Here is a 14,943-nt window from a genome sequence, read left to right on the forward strand (position 1 = left end):
GTCCGCCCACCCGGATGGGCAACCGATTCGAACCATTCGCGGCCGTTCTCGCCTTCGGGGCCGTAATAAAGGATCTTTCCAGTAAGGAAGCGGCGGGTCATCTGCCTTGTGTCTCCAATCGTGTCGGCGCTGGGGCTGCCTCGATGGCCATGGTTCGGGCCGCAGGCGGCTGGTGGCAAGGCGCGTGCCGGCGGGCGTCCGCCTCGCGGACAATGCCGGGGCGTTGCGAACGGATGCTTTCCGCCCTCGAACCGAGAGGTGCGCCCGCTCGCTCGACCTATGACCGCCTGTCGGCAAAGTGTGATCACGAAGTTGCATCGCACAAGCCGCCGGGGTGAGATGGCGCGATGACGAGCGCGCTGTCCTTAGCGGCCAGACGGGAATTCGCCGCGGGCTGGCCTGCCGTGATCGCGGCCGCGGTCGCCATCTGCGTCGGCATGACCGGCATCGGCTTTTATTCGCTGGGCCTCTTCGTGAAACCCCTGCAAGACGAGTTCGGCTGGAGCCGCGCGGCGGTATCGGGTGCGGCGACTTTCGAGCAGTTCGGCATTTTCCTGTCGGCGCCGATCGTCGGCAAGCTGGCGGATCGCTTCGGGGTGAAGCCCATCGCGATCGCCAGCTATGTCGCGACGCCGCTTGCCTTCGTGGCGCTTTCGCGCGCGGGCCCCTCGATCTGGAGCTGGTATGCTCTCTGGCTGCTGGTCTCGCTCGCCGGATGCGGAACGACGCCCGCGATCTGGGCGCGGGCGATCGCCACCCGCTTCGACGCCGGGCGCGGCCTTGCCCTGGGCCTGATGCTGCTCGGCACGGGGGTCGCGGCGATCCTCGCGCCGGCGATCCTGGGCCCGGTGATCGTCGCCTACGGCTGGCGCACGGCGGTGCTGGCCATGGGCGCCGCGGTGCTCGTGATCGGCTTGCCGGTCAGTCTGGCGATGGCGCGTGACGAGCCCCTCGCCGACGAGGGCCGGTCGGCACCGCGCGGGAATTTCGAAGTCAACCGGGCGACTCTCGTACTGGTGGCCGTCGCGATCGCCTTGGGGGCGATCGTTGCAGGACTGATCGTTCATCTCGTGCCACTCCTCGTCGATCGCGGTCTCGATCCGGCCGAGGCCGCGGGGATGGCCGCCGGTCTCGGTCTTGCTGTGGTCCTGAGCCGGGTTATCGTCGGCTTCCTGTTCGACCGCTTTCACGCCCCCTACGTCGCGGCGTTCTTCCTCGCCTCGCCCGCCATCGCCTGTGTCGTCCTGCTCAGCGGCGGGCCGGTCTTTCTCGCGGCTTTGCTGCTGGGCGTCGCGGCCGGCGCGGAAGTGGACATGCTCGCCTATCTCACGGGCCGCTATGCGGCGATGCGCAACTACGGCGCGACGTACGGCCTGATCCTCGGGCTCTTCTCGTTCGGAGCCGGGTGCGGACCGCCCGCCTTCGGCTGGTCGGTCGATCTGACCGGTAACTACCAGTTCGTGCTTGTCCTTTCCGGGCTCGCGCTCACCGTGGTCGTCGTCGCGATCGCGACGCTGGGGCCCTACCGCACGCAAGTCGCGCGCGACTGATACTTGTCCGCTCCATGGTCAGTCAACCGGTGGAGCGGCGTCACTTCGGCCTCCTGTCCCTATCCAGGTCGATGCAAGACGCGAGGTGAGCCCATGCAGATCCGCCCCCTGATGAACCGCGCGCGGGCGCAGGCCGTTTGCGAGCGCCTGGGTATCGACGCGCTGGTCCTGGCCGACCCGCTCAACATCTATCACGCCACGGGATTCTGGCCGCAGACCGCCGCGATGGGGCAACTCGGCACGTCGCTTGCCGTCGTTCCTGCCGACGCCTCGGCCCCGGTCATTCTCGTAACCTCGCAGTTTCTTTTCTATTTCTTCGACGTCACGCAGAACGGCGCGCCCGAGGGCGTGACCATTAGCCTGTTCACCGCGCCGGACGGAGCCGAGGACGTGGCGCCGCCGACCTACTTCGCGCGGGCCGAAGGGGGCGTTGCCGACCTCTATGAGCGGGCGACGCGCACCGCGACCGATGCGCACCTCGCACGGCGTCCCGCCTTCGCCGATGCGCGCCGCGCGCTGCGCGATGCGGTGGACTCGCTGGGCGATGCCAAAGTGCTCGCGGTCGACGGCGACGTTGCTTCTTTCCTGCTGGGCGATGGCGTCTCCACGGTCGCCGCCGAGCCCGCCCTGCGCGCCGTGCGCATGGTGAAGTCGTCCGCCGAGATCGAGCTGATGCGCCGGGCCGCGCGGCTCAACGCCGAGGCCGCGCGCGAGGCGCTTGCGTCGGTCGGACCCGGTGACAGCTACCAGGACCTGCAACGCGCGTTCTTCGCCAGGGTCGGCGAAAAGGGCGGCATCCCTTCGTTCATCCAGATCGACAGCCGCGCCTATGCAGGCCGCGAAGGGAAGATCACCGAGGGCCGCGCGTTCCTCATCGACGCGGTGAGCGCTTACGAGCGCTATCACGGCGACTACGGGCGCACGGTCATCGTCGGCGATCCGCATCCCGCGCTCATGCGCGCGCTCGACGCGGCCATGGCGGCCAACCGGGCGGTTTCGGAAAATCTCGGCCCTGACATGCGTTACAGTGACGTCATGACGATCGGCCGCGACGCCATCGCGGCGCTGGGGATCGAGGCTTACACGCCGTCCTCGCCGCATAGCGTCGGTCTCTTCCACACCGACGAAGCCTTCGAGGGTGACTCCCCGATTTTCGCCAAGGCCGATCACATGATCGAACCCGGCATGGTCCTGAGCGTCGATTGTCCGATTCTTCTGACCGATATCGGCGGGTCGGTCCATCTCGAGGACCTCTGGCTCATCACCGAAGGCGGTTGCGAGCCGCTCAATGACATCTCCGAACCCTATATCAAGCTGTAAGGACATCCATGTCTTCGCTCTATCTCGTGCTCGACCTCATCAATGACCTCGTCACCGGCGAAGGCGCGCTGGTGAAGGAAATCGAACGCCGCGCGGTTCTCGCCCGCTCCGCCGATGCGATCGCGAAGGCCCGTGCCGCCGGCGTTCCGGTCGGCTATGTCCGCGTCGGATTCTCGGGCACGCGCGAGGCGCCGCGCTGTTCGCCGCTGCTCAAGCCGCTCCACGATGCGGGCTATCTCCGGCTCGGCACCACGGGCACCGAAGTCCACCCCATGGTCGCGCCGCGGCCTGGCGACCTCGACATCGTCAAGCATCGCGTCGGGGCCTTCTGGGGCACCGCGCTCGACCTGATCCTTCGCGCCAAGGGTATCGACAAGCTGTACGTCTCGGGCGTTTCAACCACCTATGCGGTTTCCTCGACCGTGCGCGAGGCGCACGACCGCGACCTCGAGATCGTGCTGCTCGAGGATTGCTGCGCGGCGGGCAGCCAGGACGAGCACGACGGCGTGATAGAGGCACTTCGCGCGCTCAGCGGCACGATCACGACCAGCGACAGCGTGGAGTTCGCCTGAATCATGACACGTTCGATGACCGGAGGCGCGCTGCTTGCCGAGATGCTGGGCGAGGCCGGGGTCGGCACCGTCTTCGCGCTGGGCGGGGCGGGGCATACCCATTTCCTCCTGCCGCTGGAGGATCGCGGCGTCTCGATCATCGGCGTGCGCCATGAAAGCAGCGCGGTCGGCGCCGCCGACGGCTATGCGCGCGCGACGGGCAAGCTCGGTGTCGCGGCGATCATCGCCGAGCAGGGCCTCGCCAATGCCATGACCGCGATTCAGTGCGCCTACATGTACGGTTCTCCCGTGGTCGTCGTGGTGACGCGCTGGATCGACGGCTGGATAGAGGCGGCGGGCGAAGTCCCGGTCGATCTGCACGCGACCTTGCAGCCTATCACCAAGTGGGCGCGCACGGTGCCGTCGCGCAGGGACCTCGGCGAGTACATGCGCACCGCCATGCGGATCGCGCAGAGCGGGCGCCCGGGGCCGGTCGTGCTGACCGTGCCGCAAGACTACATGGCGATGGCCGAGGAGCAGCGCGGGCCGCTTCCGGTCCCTGCGCTGCCCATGGCTCCGGCGGCCTCGGACGAGGCGATCGAAGCGATCGCGGCAATGCTCGCCGAGGTGCAACGTCCGGCGCTGGTGGTCGATTCCGGATGCACCGGCGATCATGCCGCCGCCGCTCTTGAGCGTTTGTCGCGCGAGTTCGGTTTGCCGGTCTTCTCCTACGGCGGCGCGCGCGGCCTCGTCCCCGAAAACGATTCCGCGGGCGTCTATCCCTGGGCCTATGCACAAGTCGCGCTGCCGGCCAGCGACGGCCTGGTGATCGCGGGCGCGCGGCTCAACATGTGGTTCGGCTTCGGGCGCGAGCCGCGCTTTCCGGCGAGCCTCAGGATCGCGCAGATCGACGCGGATTCCGAAGCGATCGCCCGTAACCGCGAGGTCGCGCTTGGCGTTGTCGGCGATCCCGGCCTCGCGCTGGCGCAACTCGCCGAGGTGCTGGCCGCGAAAGGGCTGGGCTGGTCGCGCACCTGGCTCGACGATGCGCTCGCCGAACGCCGCGAGGCGGTCGCCGCGCTGACGTCGGGCGAGGCGATCCATGGGCTCGATCTCGCGCGCGCTGTCGAACGCCACCGCCCGCGCGAGGGCTGCATGGCCGGCGACGGCGCCGACGTGCTCAACTGGAGTTATGGGGCGATCCGTATAGCCCGGCCGCGCGGCTATATGGACCATCATCCGATGGGCTCGATGGGCACCGGCTTCATCCTCGGCATCGGCGCCGCCGCCGCCGAGCTGGAAGCGGCGCGCGCCGAGGGCAGGGCGGCGGTTCCCGTCACCTTGCTGACCGGCGACGGCGCCTTCGGCTTTTACCTTGCCGAGCTGGAGACGCTGGCGCGCCACGCCTTGCCGATGCGCATCGTCGTGGGCAACGACGCGCAGTGGGGCACCGAGTACCACGGGCAGAAGATCGTCACCGGACGCCACGCCAACACGCGGCTCTCGGCGGCGCGTTTCGCATTGGTGGCGCAGGGGCTGGGCGTGGCGTCGGCGGAAACCTCGGCCCCCGAGACGCTCGACACGGTCATGCAGGACTTTTTCAACGGCCCCGCCCCGGCCTTGCTCGACGTGACGATCGACCCCGAGGCGGGCTTTGCGCTCAAGGCCGACCCGCGCGTGTCCTTCCTCGTCTTCCGCGACCTTGCGGCACCGGAAGGCTGAGGCGGGCGGGCCGGCCCCAGCTCAGCCCAGGCCCGGCCGCGACAGCCCCAGGGTCTCGCGCAGCGTCTTGCCTTCATAGCCCTCGCGGTAGATCCCGCGCTTCTGCAGCAGCGGGACCACGCCTTCGGCGATGTCGGCATAGCCGTCCGGATTGGTGAGCGTCATCAGGTTGAAGCCGTCGATGACGCCGGCCTCGAACCACTCGGCCATGCGGTCGGCGATCTGTTCGGGAGTGCCGACCAGCTCGAACTGGCGCCAGTGGTTGCCGAACGACGTGCACAGCTGGCGGATCGAGAGGCGGCGTCCGTCCTCCTCGAGCACCACGCCCATCGACCCGGCCGCCTCGCGGACATCCGGGGTGTCGGGCGGCGGCGCGTCGAACTCCATCGGCATGAGGTCGATCGAGGGGAGGAACGGCTGGAGGAAGCGCTTGGCGGTGGTTTCGTCCACCGAATCGCGCGCGTCCGTGATCTTGCGCCGGGCCTCCTCCTCGGTGCCGCCGACCACGACGAAGACACCGGGCATGAACAGCAGCTCGTCGGGATCGCGTCCGGCCTTCGCGGCGCGGGCGCGCACGTCGGCGCGCAGCGCCCGGTTGCCCTCGACGGAGTGCTTGTTGTTGAAGATCAGGTCCGCGGTGCGCGCGGCGAGGTTCAGCCCGTCTTCCGACTGGCCCGCCTGGCACAGCACCGGATGCCCCTGGGGCGGTCGGGGGACGTTGAGCGGCCCTTCCACGCGGAACTGCGCGCCGGCGTGGTTGAGCGGATGCATCTTGCTCGCGTCGTAGAATGCGCCCGTCTGCTTGTCGCGGACGAAGGCGTCGTCGTCCCAACTGTCCCACAGGCCCTTGACGACATCGACGAACTCGTTGGCGCGCACGTAGCGGTCGGCGCTCTTGATCTCGTCGAGCAGGCCGAAGTTCGCGGCCTCGGATGGCGACTTCGAGGTGACCACGTTCCAGCCCGCGCGCCCGCCGCTCAGATGATCGAGCGAGGCGAACATGCGCGCGACGTGGAACGGGTGGTTGTAGGTGGTCGAGGCCGTGGCCATGAGCCCGATATGCTCGGTCACTGCGGCGAGCGCGGAAAGCAGGGTGAAGGGTTCGAAGCACACCGCATTGCCGATCCGGTCGGCGGCGGCCATGCCGGTCAGCCAGTGGTTGATGGCGACGTTGTCGGCAATGAACAGCGCGTCAAACAGGCCCTCTTCCGCGGTTCGAGCGACCCGCTTGTACCACTCGAAGTCGAGATAGCCCTCGGTCGTCGATCCGGCGATGCGCCAGGCGAGCGGGCCGCCGTGCGGAAAGACGCAGAAGTGCAGTTTCTTTTTGTCGGCTGGCATGGACGGGTCCCGGAATCTGACTGAAGGCTTGGCCATGCGAAGGTGCATTTTGGTGGCTTGCAGTAACAGTCCGCGTGCGCGCGTCCTCACCTGTCGGACATCCCGGCCGATCCGCTACGGTGGCGGGCCGCGCTCGGTATGCTCGCGCCAGACACCGGGCAAGGAGCGAATACCCGATGGAAGCCTACCCGATCCAGGAAGCGGTCTTCAGTACGTTCGACATCGCGAGACTGGCCGAGCCGCTCAGCGAGGTCTGTGGCTACGAATGGTGGCCGCTCGACGACGCGCCGCCCGAGCAATTCGCCGCGTGGCGAGTTTCCGAAGGATGTGAGCGGATCGAGCAGGCGCTTATGGTGCCCCCGGGCTCGGAAGGCGGGCGCGGCGCGATCCGGCTCGTGCGCTTCCATGGCTGCGACCAGCAGGTGATGCGTTCGAGCCAGCGCACCTGGGACACCGGCGGGATCTTCGATGTCGACATGTTCTCCGCCGATGTCGACCGGATCTATCGCGGCCTGCAGCGCTTCGGCTGGACCGCCTTCGGCGAACCGGTCGACTACAGCGAGGCGCATTTCTCGGTGCGGCAGGTCGTCGCCATCGGCCCGGAGGGTCTCGTTCTGGCGATCATCCAGCGCTATTCGCCCGAGGTTCCGGGGCTGAGCCCGGACGGCAAGCTCTCGCCGGTCTTCAATTCCACCCAGATGGTCGCCGACTTCGACGGCGCGATGGCCTTCTACCGCGAAATCCTCGGCTGGGACGAGCGGCTCGACTTTACGGTCGAGAACGTCGCCGAACCGGGCGCGGACGTGCTCGGCCTGCCGATGCCGCAGGCGATCGCCGCGCCGCGCCGCATTGCCATGGTCAACCCACCCGGATCGCCGGAAGGCGGTGTCGAACTGATCCACAATGCCGCGATGAGCGGGCGCCGCTGCGACGACGCCTGCGTCGCGCCCAACGCGGGCATCCTCTCGCTGCGCTTCGAAGTCGACGACGCAAGGCGCTACGCCGGCGAGATCGCGGCGCGCGGCGGCGGCCTCTACGCAGAGCCGATCGACCTCGAGATCGCTCCTTACGGGGCCGCCACCGTGTTCGCGGTACGCTCGCCGGAAGGCGCGATCATCGAGTTCTATTCGCGCCGATAGGTCAGGCGGCGGGCCAGCTCACCGCGTCGCTGATGGCCGTGGCGTTGTCCTGAAGCTCTTGCAGATAGCGCTCGATCGCGACGTCCTGCGACATGGCGCTGGCAAAGAAAATCAAGGTCAGGGCGGCCTCGAATGTCCCCCGCCGGAAGATCGGGACCGAGATCGCGGAGGTGCGCCCCGGGGTGAGATTGTAGCGCCCCCAGGCCTTCACCGCATAGCCGCGCTCGCGGATTCTCGCGAGCGCGGCATCGCTCGGCAGGTGCGCGAGCGCATCCTCGCTCCCTTCGTTCTCCTGCAGCCAATGGACGATCTCCTCGAAGACTTCGTCCGAGGAGAGGGCGAGGCACAAGTGCCCCGACGCGGATTCGACCAGCGGGAAGGTGAAGCCGGGCGGGTAGTGCTCGAAAGTCAGCGTGGTCTGCGCGTGGGTCGAATCGCGCAGCACCATGTTCATGCCCACCGGGCTGGCGATCGAGACTGGCCAGCCCATCGACTGGGTCATCTTCTCGAGATAGGGGCGCGCGATCGCCACGAGCTGGTTGTGCGGCCGGTAGCCGACCGACAGTTCCTGAACGAGCGCGGTCGGCCGGTAGTATTTGCGCGAGGGCTCACGCTCGATCAGGCCTTCGTAGATCAGCGTCTGCACGAGGCGGTAGGCCGTCGGGTAGGAAAGCCCGCTGGCGCGCGCGATCGACATCATGTTCATCGACCCGTGCCGGTTGATCGCGCGCAGGACGGTGACCGCGCGCGTCACGGTGCGGATCGGGATCTTATCGTCCATCGCTTTCCCGAGTCGGCAAGGCGTAAGGCGTTGCGAAGAGGGCAGACTGCCTCAAGGGCAAGCCGTCTGTCCAGCCGGGCACCGCAAGGGGATGGCGTGCCTTGCGGTCATTCGATGGCGTTTGCGGCGCGATAGCCCGCGATCATCGAGGTCTGCATCAGGTGTGCGCGCGAACGCTCTTCATCGGCCGCGATCTCCGCGAGTTCCTTTTCGCGCGCCAGCTTGAGATCCGGATCGCGCTCTTCGAGGTTGCGCTTGTTCTGGATCGTCATGCGCTGGAGAAAGGTCTGCGCGGCGTAGCGGCGCTGGCGGGAGAAGCGGTCGAGAATGCTCTCATCGGCCTCGCCCTTGACCACGGCGGCCAGCTTTTCGGCGAGATTGTGGGCATCGTGGATGCCGAAGTTCATGCCCATTCCGCCCAGCGGATTGTTCACGTGCGCGGCGTCCCCGATCAGCATGATCCGTCCCTTGCGAAAGGTCGAGGCGACTCGCTGGTGGACGTTGTAGACGTTGACATGCACCACGTCGAAGGCGTCCTGTTCGGGAACGAACCGGGCGACGCGCGCGTGGGCGGAGGCGAAGTCCCTGACGATGGTCTCCTCATCTTCGTCCTCGTCCATCGGGAAGACCGAGCGCCACAGGCCGGAGGGACGATCGCCCGGAACCTTGAACACGGCGCACCATTCGTCCGGATCGGCGATGTAGTTCGAGACCGCGAAGCCGCGTTTGGCGAAGTCATAGTTCGTCGTGATGACGAGGAAGCGCTCCTTGTAGGTGAAGCCCTCGAAGACGATGTCCTGGCTCTTGCGGACGAGGCTGCGGCCCCCGTCGGCAGCGATCAGCCAGTCGCACGCCACCGGTCCCGAGGTGGTGGCGAGCATGACCTTGTCGGCGTCCTGTTCGACCGACAGCAGATCGGTGCCGTAGCGGATTTCCACTCCCGGGCGATCGGCGAGATGCTTCGAGAGGATCTGGACGAACTTATGCTGCTCGCACTGCAAGCGGTAGGGATGCTCGGTCTCTCGCGAGAGGACCGAAAGGTCCAGCGCGGCGATCAGGCCCTTCTTGCGGTCGCGATGTTGCCACAAGGGCGACTTGATCCCGCGTTCGAGCAGTTCTGCGGTGACCCCGCTCGGGGCGAGCAGTTCGAGCGTCGGCGGATGGAACGTCGCCGCGCGCGGATCATCGGAGGGCCCGGTCCCGCGCTCGATCACGGTGACGGGAATGCCCATCTCGTCGAGAAACAGCGCGGCCGACAGGCCGCTCGGCCCGGCGCCGACGATGACGACTTTGTCAGCCACGATCAGAACTCTTCGAGAATGCGGCCGTAACCGGCGATCGGGTCTTCGATCCCGAGCGCGCGCAGGGCATGCCAGTAAGTGATGACATTCATCGAGAGTACCGGCTTGCCGACCGTCTTCTCGACCTCGGCCGCCACCGCCATGCCGGCCAGGTTGGTGCCGACCTGGAGCAACGCATCGACGTTGTCGCCGTCGAGTTCGGCGTAGGCGGCGCGCACGTCTTCGGCTTTCACTTGCGCGATCGCGCGCGGCGAAGCGCAGCGAAGGCTCTTGAGACGGACGATCTCGAACCCCGCTTCCTCGAGGAACAGGCGTACCATTTCATCGCCGCGCGGCTGATGCGGGGTGAGGACCGCGATCCGCCTGGCGCCGAATGCTTCCAGCGCGGCGCGCGTGGCGTTCGAGCCCATCGAGACGCCCACGCCCGAGCGTTCGCTCAGCTCCTTCTCGAGCTTGGCCGCGCCTTCGACGCCGCCCCAGAACGCCTCCAGCGCGATGCCCATGACGAGATGCTGGGGCTGACTGGTCATGACCCGGTCAATGGCATCGCCGATCCCGGCGCGCATCGCCGCGACATGCTCCATGTATTCCTTTTCGCCCGAGATCTTGCGCTCCCGGATATGAGCGCGCGACACGTGGTTCGTCACGCCCGCCGGTCGCAGCGCCTCGCATTCGGGCTGGACGATGGTGTTCGTCGACGGAACGACAATGCCGATCTGAGCCTTCCAACCGAGGCTGTCCAACTTGAGATCTCCTCACTCTCCAAGCGCGCTCGACGCTAGGGTTTCGGCGACCACGCGCGGACAGCGATCCGGCGCTTTATCCGTGCTGTGAATATCGAAGCTCAAGGGCGGCGCCCTGCGAACGTTTCGTAATAGCGTGAAGCGGTCATGGAACGGCAACGAGGTACCGATGCGATGGCAGACTACGCGGTGATCACGCGGGAGGTTTCCCCGGAACGCGAGCGCGGAGAGTTCGCGCGGGGCTGGCCGGTGCTGGTGGCGAGTTCGCTGGGCATCGGACTTGGGATGTCGCCGCTGTTCATGTTCACCTCGGGCGTTTTCGCCGTCGCGCTCGAACGCGAATTCGGCTGGTCGCGCGCGGAAATCCTGGGCGCGGCGGCATTCGACACCCTGGCGATCCTGATGGTCGGGCCGCTGGTCGGGCGGTTGAACGACCGCATCGGCGCAAGGCCGGTCGCGCTGTTCTCCTGCGCCGCGATCGGCCTGATGACGATCGCGCTGGCACTGACGAGCAGTCACATCTGGGTTTACTACCTGCTTTATGCGACGCGTTCGGCCCTGTCGGTCGGCACCTTGCCGCCGACCTTCGCGAAAGTCGTGGGCGCCTGGTTCGACAAGAAGCGCGGCATGGCGCTCGGCATTGCCCTTTGCACGACGGGCATATCGGGCGCGCTGCTTCCGCCTTATGTCCAGTCGCTCGTCGATGCCGTCGGATGGCGCATGGCCTATGTCGGGCTCGGGCTGCTGCCGCTGATCTTCGCTCTGCCGGCGATTGCCATGCTGCTGCCCCGGGGCGGCCCGCCGCGGCACGCGGCGATGGCGGGCCGCGGGCGCGAGGCCGCCGGGCGCGAGATCGGCGGGCTCGAAGTGCGCGAGGCGCTCTTCAGCTATCGCTTCTGGGCCATGGGGCTGCTCACGCTGGCGGCGGCGGTCGGACTGGGCGGCGTGCTCAGCAACCTGGTGCCGATGCTGGTGGACCGCGGATTCAGTCTGGGCGAGGCAGCGGCACAGATGAGTCTCTACGGGGTGGTCATCGTCTTCGGCCGGCTCGTTTCGGGATGGCTGCTCGACCGCTTCTGGGCACCGGGTGTCGGTTTCGTCTTCCTCGTCTCGCCCTGCGTCGGCGCGCTCTTGCTTGCCACGGTCGCCGACACCGGGATTCTCGTCGCCGTCGCCGTGGTGATGATCGCGCTGGCCTCTGGCGCGGAGTTCGATCTCGTCGCCTTCCTCACCAGCCGCTACTTCGGGCAACGCAATTTCTCGACGCTCTACGCGGCGCAATACGCATTCTTCGGCCTCGGGGCGGGCCTGTCCCCCGCCTTGTTCGGAGCGGTGCACGATCTCACCGACACTTACACCAACGTCCTGTACATGGCCGCCGGACTGTTCCTGTTCAGCGCGGTCGGCTTGCTGACGCTGGGCCGCTATCCAGACTTCGCCAAAGCGCGGGACTAGCGGGTGGGCGCGGCCCGGTGCGTCCGCTGATCAGTCTTCGTCGAGGGCTTCGAGGAAGGCGCGGACGGCCGCCGCGACGCCCTCGGGATCGGATGCGGCGGGAAAGTTGTCGCCGCCGGTCTGGGCGAGCCGGGCGCCCGGGAAAAGCGCCTTGGCGCGATCGAAGCTGGCGTGGAAGAAGTCCCCGGGCGTGGTCATCAGCAGGACGGGCGCGGCGACCTTCTTCGCGCGCGCCTCGGTGTCGTGGTGCGCGACAGCCATGTAGGCCTGCGGGCGCCCGCGCCATGCGCGCAGCAGGTCGACCACGGCATCCTGCAGGATCGCGATGTCGCAGTCGGGATTGTGGCTGGCCGCGTAGTCCCAGTTGCGCATCAGGTGCTCGCCGCCGCGCCGGGGGGTGATGGGGTCTTTGTAGCCGGCAATGAAGTCCTCGCGCTCGGCCTGGGTCATGAAGACCGGGCCCGCGAGGATCAGCGAGGCGACACGGTCGGGCGCGCGCGCGGCGATCTCGATGGCGAGACTGGCGCCGGTATGGTGACCGAACAGATGCACGGGGGAAGGGCAGAGCCGCGTGAACGCGGCGATCGCCTGGTCGGCGTAAGTCTCGAGGCTGGGCCATCCGGGCGGGTCGAACGATCCGCCGAAGCCGGGCGTGTCGAGAGCGATGCAGCGATTCTCCAGTGTGCCGCTCGCGAGCAGGGGATCGTAGGTCTTCGCCGAAAGCGCGGTCTGGTGCAGCAAGACCACGCAGGGCTCCTCGCTCCCCGCTTCGTGATAGTGAACCTGGCCCTCGGGGATATCGACGTAGCCCTTACGAATGGGTCGCACCGACACAGCCTCTTCCCCTCACGTCTTGCGGATGCCCGGAAGGTCGCCCCGGGAACCCGGTTCCCGGGGCGACCGGATCAGAACTTGAACTTCACCGTGCCGAGGATCGTTCGCGGCTCGATGATGAAGCGCGGGTTCACGACCGAGAACCCGAAACCGGTCTGATAGGCGGTGACCTGGGTCAGGTTCTTGCCGGTGACCTGGAAGGTGAGCGGTCCGACCTCGTAGTTCACGTAGCCGTTGAGGATCTCGCGGCTCGGGATCGACCCGATCAGCGCGTTGTCCGCGGTCGAGAAGTACGCATCGGTCATGCGGAAGTCCGAGCCGATGCCGAACGTGCCCGGCCCGACGGGGACTTCGTAGTCGAAGCCGACGGTGAACTGGTAGTCGGGCAGCGACGGCGGATCGTTGTTGATCAGCGTTGCGACGTCGGAGTCGACCCCGGTGTACTTGCCGTCGTTCAGCGCGCCGTTGCCGTAGAGCGTCAGCCCCTCGAGCAGCTTGAGCGAGACTTCCGCCTCGATGCCGCGAATGCGCACGTCGTAGTTCTCGATGATGAACGAGCCGTCGTTGTTGTTCGCCGTCTGCTGGCGATCCTTGATGTCGTTCTGGAAGGCGGCGATGTTGAGGCGCAGGCGATTGCCGAGAAGGGTGGATTTGAAACCCGCCTCGTAGGCTGTCGTGATCTGCGGGCGGAAAGGCGTCGAGAGCTGATTGAGATCACCGGCCAGACCGTTGTAGCCGCCCGCCTTGAAGCCCTTGCTGTACGATGCGTAGACGAGGATGTCGGGTGTGATCTTGAAGTCGATGCCCGCCTTCGGCGTGAACTTCTTGTAAGTATTGGTGACGTTGACGTAAGTGCCGTTGAAGCCGCCGTAGAGATCCTTGTCGTCGATCGTGTAGCGACCCGCGAGGATCAGCGAGAGCTTGTCGCTGAGGTGGAAGGTGCCCTGCGCGTAACCGGCGAAACTGTCGGTCACGGGCTGGTAGTTGAGCGTGGCGGGCACGAAGAAGGTGACGGTATAGGCGCTCTGGTCGGCCGTTTCGTGGAAATAGTAGAGGCCCGCGACGTAGTCGACGAAAGTGCCGATCGAGCCGGCGGCCTGCAGTTCCTGGCTGAACTGCTTCTGCGTGGCGCCGAGCGTACGGTCGAACAGCGCCAGCGGGGTGTCGCCGGCCTGGCCGAGGAACGATGGCGGAACGCCGCCCGAGAAGTCTTCGCGCCACTCCTCGTCGAGCTCGGAATAGCCGGTGATCGAGCGCAGCTCGCCGCCGGGATATTCGACCGACATGTGCAGGCGCACGCCATACTGTTCGTTGTCGGTGTACGATTCGACCGGCGAGAGGACGGTGCGATACGAACCCGAAATCGGAACACGGTCGGTGCCGTCCTCGTTGAGCACCGTGTTGACGGCATACTGGCCGTCGGAATTGGTGTTCATGTAGAAGCCGGTCAGGCGCATGTTGAAGGTGTCGGAGACGTAGGCGAGGTCGACCTGGCCGCCCTCGAAGTTGTTGGCGCCGACCTTCTTGTCGAGCGTGGCGTTATACTGCGCGCCGCCGTCGCGTGCGCGCACGAGGCCGCTGGCGGAGATGCGCAGCTTGCCGTCGGCGGTCAGCGGGGTGGAGATATAGCCCTTGGCGCGGCGCTCGTTCCAGGTGCCGTAGCCCACCTCGAGCATGCCGTTGAAGGTGTCCGAGGGACCGCGAGTGATGAAGTTCACCGCGCCCGCCGACGAGTTGCGGCCGTAGAGCACGCCCTGCGGGCCGCGCAGGACCTCGATCCGGTCGAGCACCGCCATGTCGACGGCGGCGCCGCTGAGGCGCGCCATGTAGACGTCGTCGATGTAGATCGCGACTTCGGATTCGGAGAGCACGAAGCCGCCGTCGGTAATGCCGCCGCCACGGATGTAGGGCTTGAGACCGGTGGTTCCGCCGGTCACGCCGTCGAACTGCACGTTCGGGGCGACACGGTTCAGGTCGAGCGCGCTGTTGATCTGCTTGCGGTCGATTTCCGCCGCTGTCACGGCGGTGACGCTGACCGGAACGTCCTGCAGGCGTTGATCGGTGCGCTGCGCGGTGACGATGATGTCTTCGAACGAGTCGTCCCGTGCCTCCTGCGCGTTTGCTGCACCGCACAAGGCGACAGTCAAAATGGAGGCGAGCGAGGCGTGTCTTACGTCCAGCATGTCAGTATCCCTCAGATTGATTC

The 14,943-nt window shown here is 67.0% G+C and carries 13 protein-coding genes (1 of these 13 only partly in view); 6 read left to right on the forward strand and 7 right to left on the reverse strand.

All coding sequences use genetic code 11. From position 1 onward, the window contains the following. Positions 1–101, reverse strand: the 5' end (the start) of a protein-coding gene (locus B2G71_RS17390) for a hypothetical protein (RefSeq protein ID WP_098107978.1). Its footprint begins 574 nt before the window's first position; 101 of the gene's 675 nt are visible here — the first part of the coding sequence; its start codon is at positions 99–101; its stop codon lies off the left edge, out of view. 246 nt (positions 102–347) lie between these two features. On the opposite strand from B2G71_RS17390, the gene B2G71_RS17395 reads away from it, so the two are divergent. The 4 genes from B2G71_RS17395 to B2G71_RS17410 all read left to right on the forward strand — a co-directional run bounded on the left by B2G71_RS17395 (position 348) and on the right by B2G71_RS17410 (position 5,143). Then, positions 348–1,550 (forward strand): MFS transporter, encoded by a 1,203-nt coding sequence (locus B2G71_RS17395; protein WP_098107979.1) that lies wholly within the window; start codon positions 348–350, stop codon positions 1,548–1,550. A 93-nt stretch (positions 1,551–1,643) separates the two neighbouring features. Beyond that, positions 1,644–2,870: a M24 family metallopeptidase gene (locus B2G71_RS17400; RefSeq protein WP_098107981.1), complete on the forward strand. Its 1,227-nt coding sequence runs from the start codon at positions 1,644–1,646 to the stop codon at positions 2,868–2,870. An 8-nt stretch (positions 2,871–2,878) separates the two neighbouring features. Next, complete coding sequence (locus B2G71_RS17405; RefSeq protein WP_098107982.1) at positions 2,879–3,442, forward strand: cysteine hydrolase; 564 nt, start codon at positions 2,879–2,881, stop codon at positions 3,440–3,442. 3 nt (positions 3,443–3,445) lie between these two features. Next, the gene (locus B2G71_RS17410) at positions 3,446–5,143 is read left to right on the forward strand and encodes a thiamine pyrophosphate-binding protein (RefSeq protein WP_098107984.1); all 1,698 of its coding nucleotides are present in this window, start codon (positions 3,446–3,448) and stop codon (positions 5,141–5,143) included. A 21-nt stretch (positions 5,144–5,164) separates the two neighbouring features. Here the strand turns inward: B2G71_RS17410 and B2G71_RS17415 are convergent, their stop codons facing one another. After that, complete coding sequence (locus B2G71_RS17415; RefSeq protein WP_098107985.1) at positions 5,165–6,484, reverse strand: LLM class flavin-dependent oxidoreductase; 1,320 nt, start codon at positions 6,482–6,484, stop codon at positions 5,165–5,167. Between the two features lie 176 nt (positions 6,485–6,660). Between B2G71_RS17415 and B2G71_RS17420 the strand changes: the two genes are divergently transcribed. Beyond that, on the forward strand, positions 6,661–7,623 hold the full coding sequence (locus B2G71_RS17420; RefSeq protein WP_098107987.1) for a VOC family protein: 963 nt from the start codon (positions 6,661–6,663) through the stop codon (positions 7,621–7,623). Position 7,624: 1 nt separating this feature from the next. Here B2G71_RS17420 and B2G71_RS17425 read toward each other — a convergent pair whose 3' ends face one another. The 3 genes from B2G71_RS17425 to B2G71_RS17435 all read right to left on the reverse strand — a co-directional run bounded on the left by B2G71_RS17425 (position 7,625) and on the right by B2G71_RS17435 (position 10,448). Continuing rightward, entirely contained in the window at positions 7,625–8,404 is a 780-nt protein-coding gene (locus tag B2G71_RS17425; RefSeq protein ID WP_098107988.1) for a helix-turn-helix domain-containing protein, read from the reverse strand. Positions 8,405–8,511: 107 nt separating this feature from the next. Beyond that, positions 8,512–9,705, reverse strand: a complete 1,194-nt coding sequence (locus B2G71_RS17430) for an FAD-dependent monooxygenase (RefSeq protein WP_168176397.1) — start codon at positions 9,703–9,705, stop codon at positions 8,512–8,514. 2 nt (positions 9,706–9,707) lie between these two features. Beyond that, positions 9,708–10,448 (reverse strand): Asp/Glu racemase, encoded by a 741-nt coding sequence (locus tag B2G71_RS17435; protein ID WP_098107991.1) that lies wholly within the window; start codon positions 10,446–10,448, stop codon positions 9,708–9,710. 147 nt (positions 10,449–10,595) lie between these two features. On the opposite strand from B2G71_RS17435, the gene B2G71_RS17440 reads away from it, so the two are divergent. Next, positions 10,596–11,903 carry an MFS transporter gene (locus B2G71_RS17440; RefSeq protein WP_098107992.1) on the forward strand — a complete coding sequence of 436 codons (1,308 nt, stop codon included), beginning with the start codon at positions 10,596–10,598 and terminating at the stop codon, positions 11,901–11,903. A gap of 30 nt (positions 11,904–11,933) precedes the next feature. On the opposite strand, the gene B2G71_RS17445 is transcribed toward B2G71_RS17440, so the two are convergent. Next, entirely contained in the window at positions 11,934–12,731 is a 798-nt protein-coding gene (locus B2G71_RS17445; protein WP_168176398.1) for an alpha/beta hydrolase, read from the reverse strand. Between the two features lie 77 nt (positions 12,732–12,808). Continuing rightward, a complete protein-coding gene (locus B2G71_RS17450; RefSeq protein ID WP_240530203.1) occupies positions 12,809–14,920 on the reverse strand; it encodes a TonB-dependent receptor in 2,112 nt (703 codons plus the stop codon). Positions 14,921–14,943: the final 23 nt, after the last annotated feature.

Source organism: Novosphingobium sp. PC22D (assembly GCF_002556635.1).
In the GTDB taxonomy this organism is placed as follows: Bacteria; Pseudomonadota; Alphaproteobacteria; order Sphingomonadales; family Sphingomonadaceae; genus Novosphingobium.

What these genes read in the sequence shown, in the direction of transcription:
- B2G71_RS17395 (WP_098107979.1), top strand. Translation starts at nt 348, where the DNA reads ATGACGAGCGCGCTGTCCTTAGCGGCCAGACGGGAATTCGCCGCGGGC.
- B2G71_RS17400 (WP_098107981.1), top strand. Translation starts at nt 1,644, where the DNA reads ATGCAGATCCGCCCCCTGATGAACCGCGCGCGGGCGCAGGCCGTTTGC.
- B2G71_RS17405 (WP_098107982.1), top strand. Translation starts at nt 2,879, where the DNA reads ATGTCTTCGCTCTATCTCGTGCTCGACCTCATCAATGACCTCGTCACC.
- B2G71_RS17410 (WP_098107984.1), top strand. Translation starts at nt 3,446, where the DNA reads ATGACACGTTCGATGACCGGAGGCGCGCTGCTTGCCGAGATGCTGGGC.
- B2G71_RS17415 (WP_098107985.1), bottom strand. Translation starts at nt 6,484, where the DNA reads ATGCCAGCCGACAAAAAGAAACTGCACTTCTGCGTCTTTCCGCACGGC.
- B2G71_RS17420 (WP_098107987.1), top strand. Translation starts at nt 6,661, where the DNA reads ATGGAAGCCTACCCGATCCAGGAAGCGGTCTTCAGTACGTTCGACATC.
- B2G71_RS17425 (WP_098107988.1), bottom strand. Translation starts at nt 8,404, where the DNA reads ATGGACGATAAGATCCCGATCCGCACCGTGACGCGCGCGGTCACCGTC.
- B2G71_RS17440 (WP_098107992.1), top strand. Translation starts at nt 10,596, where the DNA reads ATGGAACGGCAACGAGGTACCGATGCGATGGCAGACTACGCGGTGATC.
- B2G71_RS17450 (WP_240530203.1), bottom strand. Translation starts at nt 14,920, where the DNA reads ATGCTGGACGTAAGACACGCCTCGCTCGCCTCCATTTTGACTGTCGCC.